This window comes from Legionella taurinensis (assembly GCF_900452865.1).
Lineage (GTDB): Bacteria > Pseudomonadota > Gammaproteobacteria > Legionellales > Legionellaceae > Legionella_C > Legionella_C taurinensis.
The window spans coordinates 2,191,229-2,211,475 of the sequence record NZ_UGOZ01000001.1 but is presented as its reverse complement, the minus strand read 5'-3'; the positions used below and the strand labels follow the sequence as shown (position 1 = coordinate 2,211,475).

Here is a 20,247-nt window from a genome sequence, read left to right as displayed (position 1 = left end):
CTACCTTGCGTAAGATTATTACAGCGTTATTATTGACTTTTTGCCTGGGGCTGGCCTATGCCAAGGATAACGCACTGGTAGGGATTAAGACTATCCCTTTACCGGACAACCGGGTGCGCCTCGATTTCCAGTTTGCCGAGCCAATCAAACAGATGCCCGCCAGCTTTATTACCCAAAAGCCGTCGCGGCTCATTCTGGATTTTATTCACAGCGCGAATCAACTGAATCCCTCCATGCAAACCAGGAAAATCGACATTGGTTCTCTAACCGATTATAAAGTCGTCTCCGTGGGTGATCGTGTTCGGGCTATTCTTAATCTTGACGGTTCGGTCGCCTACTCAGGGTATGTGAATGGCAATGTCTACTCCCTGACCTTAAGCGGCAAGAGTAACCAGCTCTTCCAGGAACGAAAAGAAATTTTTGTCAGCAACCGCGCATCATCCAATACCAAACACCGCATTAACAACATTGATTTCCGCGGCACCAACAAAGGGGGACGCGTGGTGGTCAGTGTGTCTGACAGCAGTATTCCCATCGATGTCACTCAGACAGGTCGTGAAATTGTGGTTAATTTCAACAGCACCAGCGTACCGCCGCAATTGGCCAAGCGCTACGATGTGCGTGATTTCCAAAGCCCGGCGCAGGTGATTTCGGTGCAGCAGGAAGGAAAAAATGTCCGTATGACGCTGACGTCAAAAGGGGATTATGGGCATTTTGCCTATCAGGTGAATAAGCAGTTCATGGTGGATGTCTTCCCGCTGACGGAGGAAGAAATCAAACAGGCTAAATTGAAGAAGGAAGTGTTTGTCGGTAAACGCATCTCCCTGAACTTCCAGAATATTCCGGTGCGTTCCGTACTGCAGTTGCTGGCTGAATTTACCGGCATTAACATTGTGGTCAGCGATAAAGTCACCAATAACATTACCCTGCGCCTGAATGATATTCCCTGGGATCAGGCACTGGATATTATCCTTAAAACCAATGGCCTTGATAAACGCAAAACCGGTAACATCATGATGATTGCCCCGTCGGAGGATTTGCTCAAGCGCGAAAAAGAAGAGCTTAAAGCCCAGCAGGAAGTCACAAGCTTAGCGCCACTTCGTTCCGAATTGCTGCAAATCAATTACGCGAAAGCGGCGGACATTGCCACCCTGTTAAAGGATAAAAACACGTCCCTGTTGTCCAAACGCGGTAATTTGAGTGTGGATGCACGCACCAACACCATCTGGATCCAGGACACGGGCCTTCAGATTGAAGAAATCCGCGAATTGGTCAAACAATTGGATATCCCGGTCAAACAGGTGCTCATCGAAGCCCGCATTGTGAACGTGACTAAGAATTTCGCCAGGGATTTGGGCATTCGCTTCGGTGTTTCGAGACCCACGCACTTAAGCGGTACCTTAAGCGGTGCCAACCAGATGGAGCAGGGGATTGCGCCAGCCGACGTCACGCCGTTGGCGGATCGTTTAAACCTTGATTTGGCCGCGGTTCCGGTTGCCGCTTCACCCGCCTCCATTGGTATTGCCTTAGCCAAGCTCGGTGACGGCATCCTGCTTGATCTGGAACTTTCGGCGCTGGAAAGTGAAGGACGGGGAGAGGTTATCGCCAGCCCGCGATTAATTACCACCAACCAGCAGGAGGCGGTGATTGAATCAGGGGAAGAAATTCCTTATCAGCAAGCCACCTCAAGCGGTGCCACGGCCGTTGCGTTCAAAAAAGCGGTATTGAGCCTTAAGGTGACTCCCCAGATAACACCTGACAGTAAAATCATGATGGATTTGCAGATTAATCAGGATACCCCTTCCGCTCAAACCTTTAATGGCGTACCCTCCATCCTGACCAAAGAGATTCAGACCAATGTGTTGGTGAACAACGGCCAAACCATTGTTTTGGGAGGAATTTATAAACAGGATAAAAACAATGCAATTAATCGCGTGCCTTTCCTCGGAGAATTGCCCGTGGTTGGTGCATTATTCCGAAATACATCCACATCAATTAAAAATGAGGAGTTGCTCATTTTCATTACTCCTAGGATAATAACAAACACCTTGTCCATTACCACCGTTGAAGGACGGGGAAAGGCGGTTGCCAAGGGTTGTGAGTTGGATAAATTCGGGAAGCCTGTCGGGCCTTTTAAATAAAGGCTCACACTATGTTAAACAACATGGATATTGCGCTTATTCATGTTCAGCGAAGAGGTATGTAATTAAAAATGAGCATAGTTAAAGTACGAAATATATTTCTAATCGGACCGATGGGTGCAGGAAAAAGTACCATTGGCCGTACTTTGGCAAAAGAGCTCAAACTTGAGTTCTTTGATTCAGACGAAGTAATAGAAGAACGTGCTGGTGCCGATATTTCCTGGATTTATGATATGGAGGGGGAAGAGGGACTTCGCCGACGCGAACAGAAAGTCATTGATGAATTAACCCAGAAAACCAACATTGTGCTGGCGACCGGGGGAGGGGTGGTCATGCTTCCCGAGAATCGCAATGCGCTGGCTGGGCGTGGTACCGTCATTTATTTAAAAACATCATTGCAACAGCAATTTGAACGCACCAAACGCGATACCAAACGTCCATTATTACAAACCGACGATTTGGAAGGGCGTCTGGAAATGTTGCGGGATGAACGCGAACCCTTCTATGAAGAACTCGCAGATGTCAGTTTTGAAACAGACAAACTCACTGTCAAAGCTGTCGCCAATAACATTATTAAATACATTTATGGCGAAGTTTAATGCGAGTTGGGCCTTGCAGGTGAAGTTGCCTGCAAAAACCTACCCCATCATCATCGGCCATGATGTGTTGTCCCAGGCAGACTTATTACCGCGGTATGTTCCATCCAGGCAGGTCATGATCATCAGCAACGAGACGATTGCACCGTTATACCTGGATAAGGTGCGTTCGCTGTTTACTGACAGACAATGCGACCAGTTGATTTTGCCGGATGGCGAGAGGTATAAAGCGCAGGACAGCCTTGCCCGAATTTATGATGAATTGATCCAAAAGCAACATCACCGCGACACGACACTCATTGCCTTAGGGGGCGGGGTGATTGGCGACATGACTGGGTTTGCTGCCTCGACTTATCATCGCGGAACGCATTTTATCCAGATTCCAACCACCCTGCTGGCTCAGGTCGATGCGTCGATTGGCGGTAAAACAGCGATAAACCACCCGGCCGGGAAAAACCTGATTGGTAGTTTTTATCAGCCGGATGCCGTCATTATTGATCTTGACACCTTAAAAACCCTGCCGCCGCGGGAATTTCGCGCGGGGCTTGCTGAAGTCATCAAGTATGCTCTGCTTGAAGGCGGTGATTTTTTTGAACGGGTGTATCAGGCCTTAATGCAGGGCTTAGCGAATAACGACTCGCCTGATTTAGCCGGGATAATCAGCGAATGTTGCCGTATCAAGGCAGCGATTGTAACGGAGGACGAGCGCGAAACCGGCAAACGAGCCCTGCTTAATCTAGGGCATACGTTTGCACACGCTTTGGAAACCCACAGCCGCTATCAACGCTGGCTGCATGGCGAAGCAGTAGCCATCGGTCTTTATTGCGCCGCCCAACTTTCCTCCCGACTGGGTTTTCTTGGGGAGGAGCAGGTGATTCTGATTGATGAGATGTTGACTCTTGCGAAATTACCGTCGCGTATCCCGGGGGATATTCCTCTGGAGGAATTGCGTGCCATAATGTCGCAGGATAAAAAAATTAAAAATAATAAGTTGCGCTTCATCCTGCTTAAAGGCATTGGTGACTGTTACATTGAAGATGAGGTAACAGAATCGGCTTTACGAGAGGTTTTGAAGTGTGCTGTCGAAGGAGAAGTTATCCATGTCAAACAAGGGTGAAAGCAGCAGGCCGTCAGCTGAGACGCCATTTAAGCCGGCATCCTGGCTTGCCAAAATTGATTTTATCAACCATCTGGTTTTGTTTAATAACGTCCTGATGGCTGTTCTTGCCGAGCAGGGGGGGGGTAAAAGTACCTTTATTCAATTGCTGAAGGCCAATCTGGATCCGGGAATTAAATATCACACCATGACCGCTGCCGCGCCATTTTCAGCGGATGATTTTTTAGCGCAGATGGTCGAGGCGTTTCATCTTCGCGATGATATCCAGCCGACTTTAGCCAGTGTGGTGGAGCAAATCAACGAAAGAAAAGCGCACGTTTTAATGATCATCGACGATGCGCATCATGTTCCTGATGAGTTCCTTAAACAAGTTCTGGACAGCATTAAAACTCAGGAAGGGGCTGCCTTCTTCCATTTGTGTATCGTTTGCGATTATTCTTTAATTGGCAGTTTAAATCGCCTGGACAAGGATGATTATAAAAACCTGATTCACACCATTACCCCGGGCTCGCTCAGTGAAAGCGAAACCAAAACCTATCTTTTAAGTTATCTTCCCTCGCCAAAACGACTTGAGAAAACCATGTCCTCCGATCGGTTAAAGCAGTTTTATCAGCTCACTGGCGGCGAAATTGCGCGCATTAACCTTGAAATGCATAATTTCTTCAGTGCCGAGGCATTAAAAGACACTCACAAGCCAAAATCCTTAGCCAGACGCCTGACATTAACGGCAAGCCTGGTGATTGTTGGCCTCGCGTGTAATTACATCTGGCAGAACCAGGAGGCATTAAAGCGGACCCTGTCGTTCTCCTTCCCGGAAAAGCCATTAGCCTCCACGCAGGCTATAAAGGAACAGCCGGTGGTCTCAAGCCTGTTACCCATCGAAAGGCCATTGGTTAGCGAGATTCTGCCGTTTAATGTGGCCGTCACCAAGCAGGAACTGCAACCGCCGCCTTTAAAGCGTCTGTATGAGATTTCCAATGGCGACGAAGAGGCTAATGACAACCTGGTGGTAATGGATAAAGTACTGGTCATTCCCAAGTCGCTGGCGCGAAACACGGAGCCAGGTCAACATCAGCCAGCCCCTACTGCAAGGCACCAGGAGCCGGCAAAACCGGTGACGACAGCGCCTGTGCTGGCTAAAGCCCCGTCTTCATTACCTGGAATAAAAGAGCAGGCTAACGCTGTGGCTACGGCGGCGAATGGCGGACAATTCACCATCCAGTTACTGGCTGGTCGAAGCCCTGAGGATTTAAAACGCTTTGTGCATGCCCATGGCATTCATGATGCCGTTAAGGTCCGGAAAGTCAGCCGTAACGGCCGCGTGTGGTATGTACTGACACTCGGGGAGTACGGGCAGATTGAACAGGCAAAAGCGGCCATGAATCATCTGCCGCCTGCCGTCATTCCCTTTAAACCCTGGATTCGCTCCGTATCCGGTTTACCCGTTGTAGGGTAATGCGGTTTCAACAGGATCAGACGGCTGAAGCATCCGCTGCTGTCTGATCCAAATCCCATAGCCCGTTAATGCCATACCGGTGTAAACAATCATTAACAGAACATGAAAGGGCAGGTCCTTAAGCCAATAAAGGTAGGCATACACCGAGTCCGTCACCAACCAGAGCAGCCAGCTCTCCAGAACTTTATGACACATCAACACCTGGGCGATTAAACTTAAGGCGGTAGTCAACGCGTCCAGATCAGCAACGGTTGTGGATGTGAAGTGCTTAAGGCCGATGACAATCAAAACATAAAGACTGACGAATGCCAGGCCAGCCATCAGCCATTGATTGCATGACAGCGAGCGGATTTCACGGCGGTTTGCGGCCGGGGATTGTTGCCATTTCAGCCAGCCGTAAGCGGTGCTTACTAAATAGAACACTTCCAGCACAGTGTCAGCATAAATGCCTTTGTGCCAGTAGAGCCAGCCGTTAATGAGGTTGGCTGTCAAGCCAAGAATCCAGGCGATGCGGCTTAAACGAATAAGGTAAAAGGTGCACAACAACGAGGCTAACGTGCCTGATAAATCCAGTAACATAAACAATCCCTACGCCGGCATGATCCGTACAGGTTCAATGGGTATGATCTCAGCCTTTGCATGCTGCAAAGACACCCCGGTTTTAAAAAAATAAAAAGTGTAACCGATAAGCTGTCCTATGGGAAATTAAATCAATTTCTGCTAGGCTATAAAAGTCAGTGTCAAGGAGAGAATCATGTATAAAAGGGTTTTGTTCGCCACAGATTTCGATGAAGTGGGTATAAAAGCTGCACATAAAGCAAAAAAAATTGCCGATGAGAATGGCGCCGATTTACTCTTGGTGCATGTTGTCGAGCCCATTCCCGCCTACGCTTACCCTGGATTTGCCGGATTTGCCGAAGTGGAAGTGTCCATTCGCGAACAGGCCGAAAAAGAACTGGCAGCGTTAGCCAAGAAGCTGAGCGTGGATGATGCGCATTGCATGATTGAATTTGGTTCCACCAAGAATGAAATTCTCCGCATCGCCAAAGAGAAGAAAATCGATTTAATCGTCACCGGAAGTCATGGCAAGCATGGCTTAGCCCTGCTGTTAGGTTCTACGGCCAATGCTATCCTGCATGGCGCCGAATGTGATGTGCTGATTGTCAGGCCACATGTCAGCGACTAATAAAGTCTCTTCAAGGTAATTAAGAGCTCTGAATGCGGCGAATCATTCAACCGATTGGTGTTTGAAACGCTGCTTCAATGAAGCACCGGGCTCATCGCCCAAAAAATCCACAATCCATTAACCCGTCTTTTTAAAGATCATTCATTCAATCCTGATGCCTTTCCCCCCGGTAGACAAGCACACAGGAACATTTTTCCGCTAAAAATGTATAATTTTCGTACTAATGCTATAGTTATACCATAGTATTAATTGGGACTTATCATGCCACGCGATAGTAAAATTACTCGTATGGATGCTGAAAGTGCTGCCCGCAAGGACATATGGGATTCTTCCACTGAACGCCGCGAGCTTCGCGAAAAATTTCTGCCTGAAAGTTACGGCGCAAACCGGGGTGATAATCTGAGGTATGATGCCGAAGTGCATGACAAAGCACAAAATTTGATTAATCAGGTCGATTCACTGGATGAGCGATTAAGGGAAAGTGGGATTTTTGATTACAATGCTGATCTTAAAAGTGAGTGGCTGCGGTGCTCTACCCATGATCTGGAGGGCTGCAAAAAATTTGAAAAAATTCTAGCCCATTATGAAATTTCCAGGGATCTGGGCGGCAAGCCGGCGGCACAGCCGTTTACAGAAAACGATGTGAAGGCAGCAGAACAGGTCATTCAACGCTTTCATAAAGACAGCCTTTATTATAAGGACTTGTTGCATATTGCAAGCCAAAATCCTAACGAATTAATGAGCCGCCTGGGTTATAGTGATCAGGCCATGCAGATTTTTAAGAGTAGCTTCGGCAACACGACAACCTCAACGAGCCAACAAACCACCGCCAATGCTTATCAGCCGCCGCCCTATGGCTTTGAGGGACAACCTGCCCTGTTTGGTGAAATGGCAGACAGCAATCCGCTCGATAACCACCTGTCAGGGGTTGATTGCGGGCATCTCTCAGGCGGCGAATGCCTGTCTGAGGACAGTGAGCCTGATTATTCAAACCAAATCCAGAAACGGACCTAGTACGGTTAGGTAATAGAACAGAACGGGCTGTCCTGTTCTTCTTTACCTGGCTTTCTGCTGCCCAATAACTGCATGATCTCGTCAGCTTGTGGCTTCAATTTTTCTGAAAATTCTTTATTAAGGAAGGCTGGGCCTGAAAAACGAAAGCAATCCGCCTTGGAATCATAACTGACCTCGCGAAAAGCAAGCACATCACGCCAGTCCAGTCCGCCTGGCAGCGAATACTCGTGTTCAAAACCCTGGTGGGCGGCTTCATTCGCGACAAGCGTTCCCCGCGCGCGGACAACATAAACATACCCCACCGGTTCTGATTTCGCGTCTCGGCTGATTTTATTGGAAAAGGTGCTGGCCACTGCCAGGGAAGCGGTGAGGGAAACAAAGCCAGACGCATGGACCTGAGTGATTTTCCGATGTAAGCCCAGGTCAAGTGGCTCAAACGTGGCTTTTGACAAGGCGTTTAAATCATCCTGACTGAGTTTGTATTTTAGTTGCTCAATTCTATACTGAGGCTGACTGATGAGCTTAAGCCGTTCCTCCAGGGTTTTGATTTCCTCATTGCAAGTAGATTTCAGGTGTTCATTCGTTGTTTCAGCCAGCATGCTTTTTAATGCGATGATTTGCTGGATGACCTGCACTTCCTCTAAAAGAACCTGATGGGAGGCCACCATATTGTCCACTAACTGGTTGAGGCGACGGTATTCCTGCGTGTCCTCGCATTGGTCCATTTGGTCAAGCAATTGGTAAAGATCATGCGTGATCCAGGGATTAAACCCGCCGCAGGCCTTGATGAATTCAGGCTTTCTGGTGTCACCCCGGAATAAACACTGGCTACCGTCCACAAAAGAATACCCCTCCGTTAATTTATTGTGGGAAAAAAAGCCAAGGTAGGGTGAATGGTGTGGGGATTTATCCTTCGGAGTGGGCAAGTCGATTGACGTACTGAATACCCCCTTTTGAGCGCGCAAATCAATGGTCTTTTGTTCAGAATTCAAAGGGGATAACTCAAGAAAATCAGGGAAAGTCGAACTAACCCTCTCTTCTTTGCTGGATTTCGATGGTTGTCCCTCATCGACACGCTTCATTGCGCGGGTGATGGATCTCGCAAAGTCCCTGGCATAGTCGTCCCTGTCCAACTGGACCTGGGCATAAATATCAAACGGTATTCCATAGAGACTTAAATTGCCAACATCCTTTTTGAATCGATGGTTGATGAGGGCGCGAATGATCCAGCCATGCACAGCGGCTCCGCCACGCTCTAAGAACATCAAACGGGATAAATCATAGGCAAGCAAACCCAGCATGTTCAGGTACGTCTGTTCATCATCTGTCTTTTTTAATCTGATAAAAAAATCATTCAGTCCAGCCATGGCGGTTTTGAAGACAGGGTGGCTCATGTAGCCGTGGGTCACTGTAATTTTGGGTTCCAGGTACGATGGGAAGGTCTTATTTGGAGTCAGGGTCATGCTGAATGACAAATTGGCATAGGCAGAACCGTAGGTCAATTCGATGAGATCGGGTAAATAAGTCGAACCCTGTTGAAGCGATTCAAATTCAGTTGTATTGTCACTTGTCGTTTTTTTTATCACTTGTTTGGTGTTTTTTTGCGATAAAATGGTGGCTTTAAGCTTGATTAAGATGGGGTAATTGGCCCCGGATGAGTTGGCAAAGTTTCTGTTACTGTAAATATCCTGGCGGAGTTCTAACTCCCTGTTGGAATCTCTGTATTGCCCAAAGGTGTTGTCCTTGCCGGTTTCATGTTTGAGTTCTTTGGCTATCCGGCTACGGGAAGACGAGGCAAACTGGTGGATTTCTTCAAAGGAGCGATTACCCTCAATCATACTGAGAATTTTTTCTTCTACCTCTTTTGAAAGGCTTTCCCAAAGTGTTTGATCGGTGCTTGCAAAGGTATTTAAACGGGAGGCTTCACTGCGTGTCTGGATTGAGGCCTTGGGTGTGAACATGGATTCTGCCCTGTTAAACTGAGTTGGGACATTTTAGATTAAAAATTGTAATTTGTGAATACATATAGAACAAAATGCGCATTAGTTCGGGTTTTGGCTGTCAAGACAGGACCGCGATCGCGGCTATTTCTCAATCCTAGCTAAACTGGGTATAATCACGCTTTTATCCTGGTTAAAAAAGCAAGCATGAGGCTGTTGCGCGGAATATCATTCAATCCATTCGTTCAGGGCTCGGTGGTCACCATCGGTAATTTTGATGGCGTTCATCTGGGGCACCGTGCGTTGTTGACTCAATTGCGTCAGCAGGCGGAACAACTGAATTTACCCAGCGTGGTTATTTTGTTTGAGCCTCAACCCGGCGAATACCTCCATCCCGAGACAGCGCCTGCCCGATTATCCACTTTGCGGGAGAAATTAGCGCTGGTGAAGGAATTGGGCATTGATTATGTTTATTGTTTGCGCTTTAATCAGTCTTTAGCCACCATGACGGCCGATGAGTTTGCCCGCACGTATTTTTTTGATCGCCTGAACATGCGGTATCTGCTGGTGGGCGGCGATTTCCGTTTTGGTTATAAGCGTCAGGGGGATATTCATCTGCTCAGGCAGATGGCTAAAACCAGGAATTGCACAGTGGAAACCGTTGAGGATTACACGGCCAGAGGCGTACGAGTGAGTTCCACCCGGATTCGCCAGCTATTGGCTGAGGCCAGTCTTGACGAGGCCTCGCTGCTGCTTGACCGCACTTACAGCCTGTGCGGGCGGGTTAGCCGCGGTGAAGGCAGGGGACGGCAATGGGGGATCCCGACAGCCAATCTAAGCGGTCGGCGCGTGAATTTGCCTTTGCATGGGGTGTTTTGTGTCAAGGTAAAGCGGCAGAATGGCCAGGTCATCGAGGGGGTGGCCAATCTCGGAAGACGGCCCACCGTTGACGGCAGCAAGGTGGTGTTGGAAGTCCATTTGTTTGATTTTAATGGCAATTTGTACGGCGAGTTTTTGCAGGTTTTTTTCCTGCATAAATTGCGGGATGAAAAGAAATTTTCATCCATCGATGAGTTAATTGCACAGATACAGGACGATATTGTTGCGGCAAAAGCAGCCTTTCGGCAACCCGCATCCAGGTTAACCTAATAGTTGAGTAAGCTTAAGATGGCAGAATACAAAGAAACGTTAAATTTACCCGATACGGCTTTTCCCATGAAAGCCAATCTCGCCCAACGCGAACCTCAGCGGCTTGCCGATTGGCAGGCAGGGCAAACCTATGAAAAAATCAGAAAAGCGCGTGCGGGTGCTGAAAAATTTATTCTGCATGACGGCCCCCCTTACGCTAACGGCCATCTGCATTGCGGCCATGCCTTAAATAAAATCCTTAAAGACATCATCGTGAAATCCAAAACCTTAAGCGGCTATGATGCCCCTTTTGTTCCCGGTTGGGATTGCCATGGTTTGCCCATTGAGTTGAATGTCGAGAAGAAAGCAGGAAAAGCCGGTGTCAAAATCAGTGCGCGGGACTTTCGTCAAAAATGCCGCGAGTATGCCGCCAGTCAAATTGCTATTCAGCGTGAAGAGTTTAAACGTCTGGGCGTGTTTGGCGATTGGGAGCGGCCCTATGCCACGTTTGATTTTAGTTACGAAGCCAATATTATCCGGGCGCTTGGGAAAATAATTGCCAACGGTCATTTGCAGCAGGGCTTTAAGCCTGTTCACTGGTGCATCGATTGCGGTTCCGCGCTGGCGGAAGCCGAGGTCGACTATGAAGACAAGGTATCGCCTTCCATTGACGTGGCCTTTGTGGCTCGCGATCCCGCGGCTGTTTTAGCTGCTATTTCTGCGAATCTGGCGGTCAAACCCGTGATTGTTCCCATTTGGACGACCACGCCATGGACCCTGCCTGCGAATGAAGCCGTGTGCCTCAACCCTGAGATTCAGTACGAACTGGTCGAAGCGGACGACCGTTACTTCCTTGTTGCGGCGGATCTGGTTGACACGGTGATGGCGCGTTATGGCTTTGAAGCGTTTGTACGTCATGCTCAACTCGCCGGCAAAGACTTGCTTAACACGCTGTTACGGCATCCTTTCAATGAACGCACCGTGCCGATTGTCCTCGGTGAGCATGTCACCACCGACTCGGGAACGGGTTGCGTGCACACCGCGCCCGCCCATGGGCCGGATGATTACCAGATCGGCCAGCAGTATAACCTGCCATTGATTAATCCAGTCATGGCGAATGGCTGCTACAGCAGTGAGGTGCCGCTTTTTGCTGGTTTGCCCGTTTTGAAAGCCAATGACAAGGTCATTGAGGTTCTGCAGGAACGTGGTGTCCTGCTTCATTGTGAGAAACTGACCCACAGTTATCCCCATTGCTGGCGTCATAAAACCCCCATGATTTTTCTGGCTACCCCGCAATGGTTCATCTCCATGGATAAAAATGGCTTGCGCGAAAAGATAAAAGCCACCATTGATCGCGTCAACTGGGTCCCTGAATGGGGCAAAGCCCGCATTGGCAACATGGTTGAAACCCGTCCTGACTGGTGCATTTCAAGGCAAAGAGCCTGGGGAACACCCATGCCCCTGTTTGTGCATAAAGCCACTCGCGAGTTGCACCCCGATACCGTGAGGTTGATTGAAGCGGTTGCGCAGTTGGTAGAGAAAAAAGGCATTGATGCCTGGTTTGAATTAGACAGTGAAGCGTTATTGGGCAACGACGCAGAGCACTACGAGAAAATAACCGACACGCTCGATGTCTGGTTTGATTCTGGGGTATCGCACTATGCCGTATTGAAGCAGAATGAAGCCCTCAACTACCCTGCGGATGTGTATTTTGAAGGATCGGATCAGCATCGCGGCTGGTTTAATTCATCCTTAACCACCGCCGTCGCCATCGATGGTCATGCCCCGTATAAGACCGTGCTGACTCATGGGTATACCGTGGATGCCGAAGGTCGTAAGCTGTCGAAATCCAAGGGTAATTACATTGCTCTGGATAAACTCGTGGCTCAGCATGGCGCCGATATTCTGCGCTTGTGGGTAGCGTCCACGGATTACAAGCACGAAGTCAGTATTTCTGATGAAATCATCAAGCGCAATGCCGATGCCTACCGCCGCATTCGCAACACCGCCCGGTTCTTATTGGCGAATCTCTTTGATTTTGAATTGAACACCCATGGCGTGGCCGTTGAGGAGATGGTTGAGCTGGATCGTTGGGCGATCAAGCGCTGCCAGCAATTGCAGGACGAGATTTTAGCAGCCTATGAGAATTACCAATTCCATGTCATTTATCAAAAAGTCCACAATTTCTGTGCGGTGGATCTGGGCAGTTTTTACCTGGACGTGATTAAAGACAGGCAATACACCACACCCAAAAACAGCATTGCCCGGCGCTCCTGTCAAACGGCCATGTATCATATTATTCACGCCTTGACACGCTGGCTTGCCCCCATTTTATCGTTTACCGCGGAAGAAATCTGGCAAGAAATTCCCAGCCAATCAGATGAATCGGTATTCCTGACCACCTGGTATCAGGATTGGCCGGCGATAGACGGCGTGGATATGATGTTCTGGCAACAATTGCAACTGGTTCGCGATGAAGTCAATAAAGCCCTGGAAATCGAGCGTCAGCAGGGTGCCATTGGTTCAGGTCTGGCGGCCGAAGTGGTGTTATACGCCAACCCGGACTTGTTCGCCCGCCTGCAAGCGGTTGAGAATGAGTTGCGCTTTCTGCTGATCACTTCCAGTGCGGTCTTGCGGCCGTTTGATCAGGCGCCGGCGGCAGCCATGCGCAATGAGGAGCTGGGCATGGCGGTGGGAGTCAAAGCCATCCCCTATGAAAAATGTGAACGCTGCTGGCACAGGCGCCAGGACGTAGGGCAGGATTTAACCCATACTCAACTCTGCCTGCGGTGCGTGGATAACATTTCCGGTCGTGATGAAACGAGGGTGTTTGCATGAAAAAATGGCTCTGGTTTCTGTTAAGCCTCGTGGTCCTGGGGCTTGATCAGCTCAGTAAATACGCGGCGGCAATCTGGCTCAATGCTTACCAGCCGAAGCCGATTATGCCCATGGTCAATTTGACGCTGGCCTACAACACCGGCGCTGCGTTCAGCTTTTTAAGCGGCGTCGGCGGGTGGAACCGCTGGTTTTTTGCAGGTTTCAGTATTGCCATGAGCATTGTCCTGATCGTCTGGCTCATCCGTTTACCGAAACAGGCTGTGCTGCAATCCTTAGCCGTGAGTCTCATTCTGGGCGGCGCGGTAGGAAATCTGTACGATCGGGCTTTTTTAGGGCATGTGATTGATTTTATTGACGTGTATTACAAAAACCATCATTGGCCAGTATTTAATTTGGCCGACAGCGCCATTTGTCTAGGGGCGGTTTTATTGCTGATTGATTTATGCAAAAACCCCGGTCGATAAGGCACTCAGCTGTTTGCTTTCCGGATTTAAAATGCTGACAGCGGCAACGGCGGGTAAATTCAAATAATGTTCTGCTTCATCCCATTCAATTTCAGCGGGAAATAAGCGAAGCATGGGCAGGTTTTTATTGAGCAGGGCACAGAAAGACAGGGTCGCTGGATAGGGCCTCGCCTGATGGTAACCCAAGGCGATGACCTGCATCGCTTCAGAAATGGTGGCAATCCCCGGTAAATAGTTGACAGAATAAATCGCGGCTGTCTGCGCGATGGCCGGTAAAAACCCCGGGCTTGAAATAAAGTGAACGCCAGCCTGATAACAATCTTCGAGTTGCTGAGTACTGATGACATTACCGGCACCTATCCGCAAACCGGGAAAATCCTCAAGAATCTTCTTTAAGAGATTCTGATCGCAGGTATTGATTTCAACAATGGAAAATCCGGCATGGGCAATTTGTTTTAAACGGTCAAATAAGAGGGCGTCAACATCCAGTGTCACAATGATTGATTGATTACCAAAGAACTTTTCTGTCACGATCATTCCCGCCTACGGCCTGCAATAATTCATTTATGTTAGAAGAGTTGCGGCCGCTTAGCAAGGGGAATATGACGACAGGATCACATTTTAAGCGTTGTAGAAAAAGGCGTCGGGGTTTCCGGTTTATTAGCCTGTGAGGTCGGAGTAGGCGGCATCACGTTGGGTTTTTCCGGATCAACACCGAAGTAGGGCATGCAACGAATCAACGTATCCATGGGTATTTTCGGGATAGGGGTTCCAGCGCGTAATGGATCAAGGATAGCTTTCTTCAACATGTCCCTGACTTTTTCACTCATGGGCTTGCCCTTGGCCTTGTGCATGTCTTCCATTTCTTTTTCCAATTGAGCAGCGGCGTCTTTTGGAGCCGGTGGCAGCCGCTGAATAATCTCATACAGCATTTTGTACACCTGCGTGGCATGAGGGGTTTGGGGTGCCGGTTTGCCGACTGAATTCACCGGGTTGCTGGACGGTGTCGGTGTCGGGATGGTCGGACGAATCAGTGACTCCGGGGTCATGCTAGGATCAAGCTTTTGCATCTCGGCCACGACTTCGGAGCGGGCAGCCTGAATCTGGGTCAGTTGGTTGCGAAGCGTCATGATGTCATTGTGCAGGGATTTGGACTTGTCCTGCACTTGTTGCAGGCGTTCATTTTCCAGACCATGGTTGTGCTTTACCAGCAGTTTCAAGTTGCTGATTTCTGGGCGGGCACGCTCAAAATCTTTCTGGGCTTGCAGGAGATCATGCTCTTCCATGGTGCTTAAATCCTGTTTAGCGCCGATTAGATAGTATTTATCATTCTGCTTGACTACTTTTTTGTCCAGAGGAAGAACAAACGCAGCCTCATCAAAGGATTTGGCAACCTGACCATCGTCTTTATAGAGTACTTTTTCACCTTTAAGCACACCCACCATGTCTTTTAATCCGGCGATTTGCAGGTGCAGGCCGTTGTGTTCAAGCAGAATCTTGCGTGCTTCGTCATCTTTACCGCTTTCAATCAACTGCTGCATATCGTCGAGTTGCGATTCCAGTTTGTCGCTCAATGCCTTGATTTTGTCTTCAATTTGAGGAATATGTGCGCTGGCGCTGGCGATTTTTTGTTGTTTTAAAGCATGAATGCGCTCAGAAAGCTCAGCAATTCTGTCTTTGAGGTTGCCGCTGCCACTGTCCAGTCGTTGCGGCGGGGCATTGGGATCGACTAAAGCACTTTCCAGCGCGTCTGGCGTTTGAGTTTGAAGTTGTGCTTCCAGAGCGGTCTTTTGAGCCTCGAGGCTTGCGATTTGTTCATCAATGTTCAACTCAGGCAATTGGAACTGAATCTCCAATTCACCAAGATGCCTGTCAAAGGTTTCATAGCGCATGGCCATTTCTTCGGGATTAATGGCTTGCAACTCCCGTTGCACACTATCCAGTTCCAACTCTTTTTGACTTAAGCGGGATTCAATCGCGGCGGCGGTATTATTGAACGAATTCAGCGATTGATTGAGGGCGGCTGTCCGCTGTTCACGAGCCCGCTGCTGCTCCTGGCTGATATTGGCCTCACCTTGCTGGACACGCGCTTCGGCCTGTTGAGTGTTTGCTTCAACCACATGGCGGGCATGGGCTTCACGATAGAGCAGACCAAGCAGTAAAAACGCCAGCAGGCGGTGTTGTCTGATTTCGTGGGTTTGGTATTCCTGACGTTTAAATTCTTCAAGAGCGGCCACCTGAGCCAACTCCTCGCCAATCATGATCTTAACACTGTCGCCTGCGGGTGATTTCAGGAATGCGATGACATCTTTGGCTGTTTTGATGCCGTAACGTCCCACAAACTGGGTGGCAAAATAGGGGTCGCGCTGCAATTCCTGCAATGGCAAATTGGGGGTCAGGCCATTGTTGGCATTGTTTTCCATTTCATCACGCTCAATGGCGGCAAACCAGCTTTCCAATTGCGAAGAGGTCAGATTGACGTCCTGACCATCATTGCCTTTCAGAGTAAGGACTAAGGGTTTTTCCATTGGCTGTGACAACAGGGCGGTAGGGTCTTGCACATCGGTATCGGAATGAGGACTTAAGTGGGGAGGCAATTGGGCCGAATCAGTCATATCAAAACTCTGGCAGCAGCATGATATTTAATTATATACCCAATTTAATTGACTATTCAATAGTCAAAATGAGCGCAAGTAGAACTAAAAAAGACAATTTTTCTCACCAGCAACGGGCGACCGGACCGGTTGGCGCCCCACCTGGGCCATTGGTGATGCCTTTGGCGCCGAGGTTATTGATGGTCAGGGATTGGCAACGCGTGTCATCGGTTCCCTGAGCGTTCCTCGGCGTAGCCTGCAAGGTGTAGGCAGAGGCGGTTTGTGCCGTAATGGAAAGGGTATACCAGCCGTCAGGGGACACGTTGGTGGCGCGCACGTCGGTCGCGGCGCCTGTGCCGATGGTGGCTGTCTGATAGGTATTGCGTTCGGAATAAAAACGCTCCATGCGGCTGGCTAAATCAAGAAGAGCGGATTGCCCATCGCTGCGTCTCGCACGTGTAATGTATTCAAGGTAGCTGGGATAAGCGATGGTAGTCAATATGGCGATGACCACCACGGCGATCATCAATTCGATTAATGTAAATCCCTTATTCATCGGTATGTCCTGAAAGTCAATGTGAATCGCTTTTGCTTATAGTATAACCCTTTAAGGCTTAAATAGCAGGATTGTTACTGAAAAGTTGCGGCGGCAAAAGGGTTTCGCTTTCATCATCGCTCAAAGCCTGCTTGTTCCTGGACTGAGGAGGGGAGCGTAAAGGGTGTTTTCCCAGCAGGGGAAGGGTAGCCGCCTGTTGTTTATTCAGCATCATTTTCATCAGGCAATCGTCTTCCTGGTGAGGCAGGCGCTCAAAGCGAAGGGGTTCTTCAAGAAAATAGCTTTCAGCACGGTAAGGTTCCTCGTGGTTTTCCGGGTGAAACGCCCAATGATGCAGGTGGTGGCGTACGGTTTGTAGCAATTCAAGGCAGGACAATCGAATTTCACTCGCCTCGGTGGACAACAGGTTACTGCAGCTCAGTGTGAGCCAGGCGGCTCCCTGAAATAACAAACCAATGGAATTATCCCAGAGTAACCCTGCCTTGACTAACACCTGGCCTGAAACGTAAGCAGTAAATCGGCTGGCTGGGTTGATGATGATCAGGGCCGCGCGGGCAAAAAAGGAAAGGCCGTCGATGAAAGGCAATACCAGCAGGTTTTTAAGCACCTGCACTGGCGGCCACAGGAACAACATGCCGGCGTTACAAAGGACGTTAAGCACCTTGTTGTCGTGGTACAGGCCAAAAGGGCTGCTGAAACCATAAAGGGGAGAGAGGCGAAACCCGCGCAGGTAGGCCTGTTCGGAAGGCCTTTCTGCGAAATCGAGCAAGACCTGTCCCAGTATTTGCCAATTGCCGAGATACGCCATGGTTTTGCTGACCAGATTCGTCAAGCCGCTGAAAGGCACATGAATGAACAGGGCGCTGATTTCAAGAAAAGGGATGGTCAATACCGCGAGCACCAGATCCAGCAGCGCCGCCACGGTTCGTTTAACCACATTTAAAGTCACCCGGCCGCTTTTTTTCAAACCCGGCAGGAATCCTTCACGGTAACCGTAATGAGACGCCTCAACAAAGGGAGCAATCATGATTTTTGCAAAAGACAGTCCCGTCTTGAGCAGCCATTTCAGACTGCCTAACAGCCAGTCATCCCCCGGGTACATCACGGTATCATAAATGGCTGCTCCGCCTTTCGCCCCTATTGCCGCATAATTGGGGTAAGGAAATTCCCCCATTTCCTCCTGAAGGGAGGGGATAAGCCTGCTCAGGCCATAGCCAAGTCCCAGCGCCAGGGCGACAATAATCGCTACTTCGGCGGGCTCCTCATGCAGCACGCTGACCGCTTTGATGAAAAATTGATCCAGATCGCCGCCAACGATGATTCCCTGCCAGTAGGTGACCGCCGCTGAAATGGCTTCTGAGGTGGGGCCATGGCTCATCCAGTGGCCTAAAGCCTGGGTGGGTTCAATGCCGCGGATAAGCCCGTGTAAATGCAGTTTGGTTAAGACTGCCGTCAAGGCTTTGGGTGCCAGAACCGCACAGCCGCCGTAAAGGTAAGCGGCCATCGCCAGCGTGCCCACAAGGGGATTGCGTTCGCTGGTATCGACAAAAAAACCGGCAATGTGGCGCAGAACATGGAATGAGCGGTGCAATGGATTATCGTAAGCCGGGGGAGAAGGGCGGTGCTGCTCACGGACGACCACATAGGGGCTGTTGGCTATTTTCTCGCGGACAAATTCTTCAAGGGTTTGTCCGGTGGCCAGCAGGCCATGCCCATTCAGGATATCCTGAAGGGAGTTGAGCAGAGGATGAAGCGTCCTGGTTTCCTCTGCAGGTATCGGGTTATCCAGGACGACATGGCCTTCGTGCACGTGCTGGTGGAATTCGCGTTGCAAGGCCTGGGTGAACGTTTTAAGACTATTGAAAAAATAGCTGAAAAATAAGGGAATTTTTGAAAAAAAGGCCCGGGTGTGAAGTTTGAATTTTTCAGGGAGGTACAAATGTTGTTTGCTTAATTGACTTAAAGTGAAGAGATCCTCGCCGTGCGGCAGAGGATAGACGAGGCCGTCTTCCTCAAAATAATTCAATTGAAGCCAATCGTCATTGACGCGGATGAGGATACGGGATTGATTGTCAAGCAATACCCAGCTGCCGTTGGGGCATGGTGTCAATAAGCGCTGCGCTTCGTCAAGCGATGGTGCCGTTTTTCCGGGCTCATGGGCGCCGGTCAGGGAATGAACCAGGGCGGCGACATTTGCATAGCCTCGTTGAGGGATGCCTCCAAGGCTGTAGTACGGTTTAATTTTTAACACCGACAGCCCGTTGCTGTGATTGTCGGTGTCGATGGTATGGGGTAGCTTTTTGCGGCTGGCCAAGTGGTTAATCCAATGATGGCCATCATTCCAGAGCTTATACAAAAAGGTTTCAAGGCGTTTGAAACGGTTAGCTGGAACCTGCGTCAGGCTCGAGGCGGGCAACAAACCATAAAGGTTGCCGATCATGCTCAAGGTATCATGCAGGGCCTGTTCATTATGGCCGATGTGGATATCGCTGTCCCAGATGAACGTCGTGGCTTTGCCCTGACGTCTGGATTTGACTTCGGTAAAATCCAGTTGATCCAGTCGTGACACAGGGAAAACCCGGTTTAATTCAAAATGTTGTGCTTCCTGACGTGCTTCATACAGGATGGTTTCCAACCAGCCCTCGGAAAGCACAGGATTGGTGGTTAACAGGCGGTTTTCTGCCCGGCACGCTTCGATTAAGGTGATAACCTGATGACGAAGCGCTTCATAAGCGGCCCAATCTCCGACAGGAACAGCCCGCTCGGCAGGCAATAAACGGCTCAGCCGCTGAATGGTTTTTTTAGCCAGATTGAATTTGGCCAGTTGTGCGGCCGTGCGCGGTTTGCTGTAGCTTTCAGAGCGAATGCAATAACGGTGGATGCTGGCTATGGCATTGGCCACCAGCGAAGCTTGCCGGGTGCCTGGCAATTGTTTCAGTTTTTGCGCATCCCCGGTTAACAACAGAATCTGGACGGTTTTCTGATTGTGATTGGCCAGCAGCCTTAACATATCGCCGCCGGGCAGGCGATAATCCATGCTGTAGTACCCGTATAGCATGGCCCCGGCTTCAGGGCTGATGATTGAACCGGTAATGCTTGGGATTTCCTGATGGGCAGCGGGTTTGATTTGCAGGGGAATCACTTCCCTTGGAGTACCGTCAACAATCCTGTAGCGTGCCATAGTTACTTTTTATCCAACATCCTGGTCCTTTCACCA

Annotated in this window: 15 protein-coding genes and 1 riboswitch; of the genes, 9 read left to right on the top strand and 6 right to left on the bottom strand. The window is 49.4% G+C overall.

Annotated elements, in window-relative coordinates:
• The first annotated feature begins 5 nt into the window (after positions 1-5).
• The 4 genes from DYE45_RS10115 (at position 6) to DYE45_RS10100 (ending at position 5,310) form a co-directional block, all read left to right on the top strand.
• Entirely contained in the window at positions 6-2,141 is a 2,136-nt protein-coding gene (locus DYE45_RS10115; protein ID WP_115300874.1) for a type IV pilus secretin PilQ, read from the top strand.
• Positions 2,142-2,212: 71 nt separating this feature from the next.
• Positions 2,213-2,740 carry a shikimate kinase AroK gene (gene aroK, locus DYE45_RS10110; protein ID WP_058527208.1) on the top strand — a complete coding sequence of 176 codons (528 nt, stop codon included), beginning with the start codon at positions 2,213-2,215 and terminating at the stop codon, positions 2,738-2,740.
• Entirely contained in the window at positions 2,727-3,854 is a 1,128-nt protein-coding gene (gene aroB / locus DYE45_RS10105; protein WP_115300873.1) for a 3-dehydroquinate synthase, read from the top strand. Before aroK ends, aroB begins: the two co-directional genes overlap by 14 nt.
• On the top strand, positions 3,838-5,310 hold the full coding sequence (locus tag DYE45_RS10100; RefSeq protein ID WP_108290241.1) for an AAA family ATPase: 1,473 nt from the start codon (positions 3,838-3,840) through the stop codon (positions 5,308-5,310). The genes aroB and DYE45_RS10100 overlap by 17 nt, the downstream gene beginning before the upstream one ends.
• On the opposite strand, the gene pnuC is transcribed toward DYE45_RS10100, so the two are convergent.
• Positions 5,293-5,889 (bottom strand): nicotinamide riboside transporter PnuC, encoded by a 597-nt coding sequence (gene pnuC / locus DYE45_RS10095; RefSeq protein ID WP_108290239.1) that lies wholly within the window; start codon positions 5,887-5,889, stop codon positions 5,293-5,295. The two genes, DYE45_RS10100 and pnuC, sit on opposite strands and share 18 nt — an antisense overlap.
• A riboswitch (TPP riboswitch) is annotated at positions 5,877-5,978 on the bottom strand. (Overlaps the previous gene by 13 nt.)
• Before the next feature lie 86 nt (positions 5,979-6,064).
• Here pnuC and DYE45_RS10090 point away from each other — a divergent pair.
• Together DYE45_RS10090 and DYE45_RS10085 are read left to right on the top strand one after the other, a co-directional pair.
• Entirely contained in the window at positions 6,065-6,496 is a 432-nt protein-coding gene (locus tag DYE45_RS10090) for a universal stress protein (protein WP_108290237.1), read from the top strand.
• A gap of 261 nt (positions 6,497-6,757) precedes the next feature.
• Positions 6,758-7,510: a hypothetical protein gene (locus tag DYE45_RS10085; RefSeq protein ID WP_133138140.1), complete on the top strand. Its 753-nt coding sequence runs from the start codon at positions 6,758-6,760 to the stop codon at positions 7,508-7,510.
• 5 nt (positions 7,511-7,515) lie between these two features.
• Here DYE45_RS10085 and DYE45_RS10080 read toward each other — a convergent pair whose 3' ends face one another.
• A complete protein-coding gene (locus DYE45_RS10080; RefSeq protein ID WP_115300872.1) occupies positions 7,516-9,471 on the bottom strand; it encodes a hypothetical protein in 1,956 nt (651 codons plus the stop codon).
• A 186-nt stretch (positions 9,472-9,657) separates the two neighbouring features.
• On the opposite strand from DYE45_RS10080, the gene ribF reads away from it, so the two are divergent.
• The 3 genes from ribF to lspA are packed head-to-tail and all read left to right on the top strand — an operon-like array spanning position 9,658 to position 13,880.
• Positions 9,658-10,599, top strand: coding sequence for a bifunctional riboflavin kinase/FAD synthetase (ribF, locus tag DYE45_RS10075; RefSeq protein WP_108290231.1), 942 nt, complete (start codon positions 9,658-9,660; stop codon positions 10,597-10,599).
• Between the two features lie 18 nt (positions 10,600-10,617).
• Positions 10,618-13,416 (top strand): isoleucine--tRNA ligase, encoded by a 2,799-nt coding sequence (gene ileS, locus DYE45_RS10070; protein WP_115300871.1) that lies wholly within the window; start codon positions 10,618-10,620, stop codon positions 13,414-13,416.
• Complete coding sequence (lspA, locus tag DYE45_RS10065) at positions 13,413-13,880, top strand: signal peptidase II (protein WP_108290227.1); 468 nt, start codon at positions 13,413-13,415, stop codon at positions 13,878-13,880. The genes ileS and lspA overlap by 4 nt, the downstream gene beginning before the upstream one ends.
• On the opposite strand, the gene DYE45_RS10060 is transcribed toward lspA, so the two are convergent.
• The 4 genes from DYE45_RS10060 to DYE45_RS10045 form a co-directional block, all read right to left on the bottom strand.
• A complete protein-coding gene (locus DYE45_RS10060; RefSeq protein WP_108290733.1) occupies positions 13,857-14,414 on the bottom strand; it encodes a multidrug DMT transporter permease in 558 nt (185 codons plus the stop codon). The genes lspA and DYE45_RS10060 overlap by 24 nt on opposite strands.
• 80 nt (positions 14,415-14,494) lie before the next feature.
• A complete protein-coding gene (locus DYE45_RS10055) occupies positions 14,495-16,495 on the bottom strand; it encodes a hypothetical protein (protein WP_108290225.1) in 2,001 nt (666 codons plus the stop codon).
• 103 nt (positions 16,496-16,598) lie between these two features.
• On the bottom strand, positions 16,599-17,030 hold the full coding sequence (locus tag DYE45_RS10050) for a type IV pilin protein (protein ID WP_058531271.1): 432 nt from the start codon (positions 17,028-17,030) through the stop codon (positions 16,599-16,601).
• A 58-nt stretch (positions 17,031-17,088) separates the two neighbouring features.
• The gene (locus tag DYE45_RS10045) at positions 17,089-20,211 is read right to left on the bottom strand and encodes a hypothetical protein (RefSeq protein WP_108290223.1); all 3,123 of its coding nucleotides are present in this window, start codon (positions 20,209-20,211) and stop codon (positions 17,089-17,091) included.
• Positions 20,212-20,247 lie beyond the last annotated feature (36 nt).

Excerpts from the sequence above, each read along its gene's own strand:
- DYE45_RS10045 (WP_108290223.1), bottom strand. The coding sequence starts at position 20,211 with ATGGCACGCTACAGGATTGTTGACGGTACTCCAAGGGAAGTGATTCCC.
- aroB (WP_115300873.1), top strand. The coding sequence starts at position 2,727 with ATGGCGAAGTTTAATGCGAGTTGGGCCTTGCAGGTGAAGTTGCCTGCA.
- pnuC (WP_108290239.1), bottom strand. The coding sequence starts at position 5,889 with ATGTTACTGGATTTATCAGGCACGTTAGCCTCGTTGTTGTGCACCTTT.
- DYE45_RS10100 (WP_108290241.1), top strand. The coding sequence starts at position 3,838 with ATGTCAAACAAGGGTGAAAGCAGCAGGCCGTCAGCTGAGACGCCATTT.
- DYE45_RS10055 (WP_108290225.1), bottom strand. The coding sequence starts at position 16,495 with ATGACTGATTCGGCCCAATTGCCTCCCCACTTAAGTCCTCATTCCGAT.
- aroK (WP_058527208.1), top strand. The coding sequence starts at position 2,213 with ATGAGCATAGTTAAAGTACGAAATATATTTCTAATCGGACCGATGGGT.
- DYE45_RS10050 (WP_058531271.1), bottom strand. The coding sequence starts at position 17,030 with ATGAATAAGGGATTTACATTAATCGAATTGATGATCGCCGTGGTGGTC.
- lspA (WP_108290227.1), top strand. The coding sequence starts at position 13,413 with ATGAAAAAATGGCTCTGGTTTCTGTTAAGCCTCGTGGTCCTGGGGCTT.
- ribF (WP_108290231.1), top strand. The coding sequence starts at position 9,658 with ATGAGGCTGTTGCGCGGAATATCATTCAATCCATTCGTTCAGGGCTCG.
- ileS (WP_115300871.1), top strand. The coding sequence starts at position 10,618 with ATGGCAGAATACAAAGAAACGTTAAATTTACCCGATACGGCTTTTCCC.
- DYE45_RS10085 (WP_133138140.1), top strand. The coding sequence starts at position 6,758 with ATGCCACGCGATAGTAAAATTACTCGTATGGATGCTGAAAGTGCTGCC.
- DYE45_RS10080 (WP_115300872.1), bottom strand. The coding sequence starts at position 9,471 with ATGTTCACACCCAAGGCCTCAATCCAGACACGCAGTGAAGCCTCCCGT.
- DYE45_RS10090 (WP_108290237.1), top strand. The coding sequence starts at position 6,065 with ATGTATAAAAGGGTTTTGTTCGCCACAGATTTCGATGAAGTGGGTATA.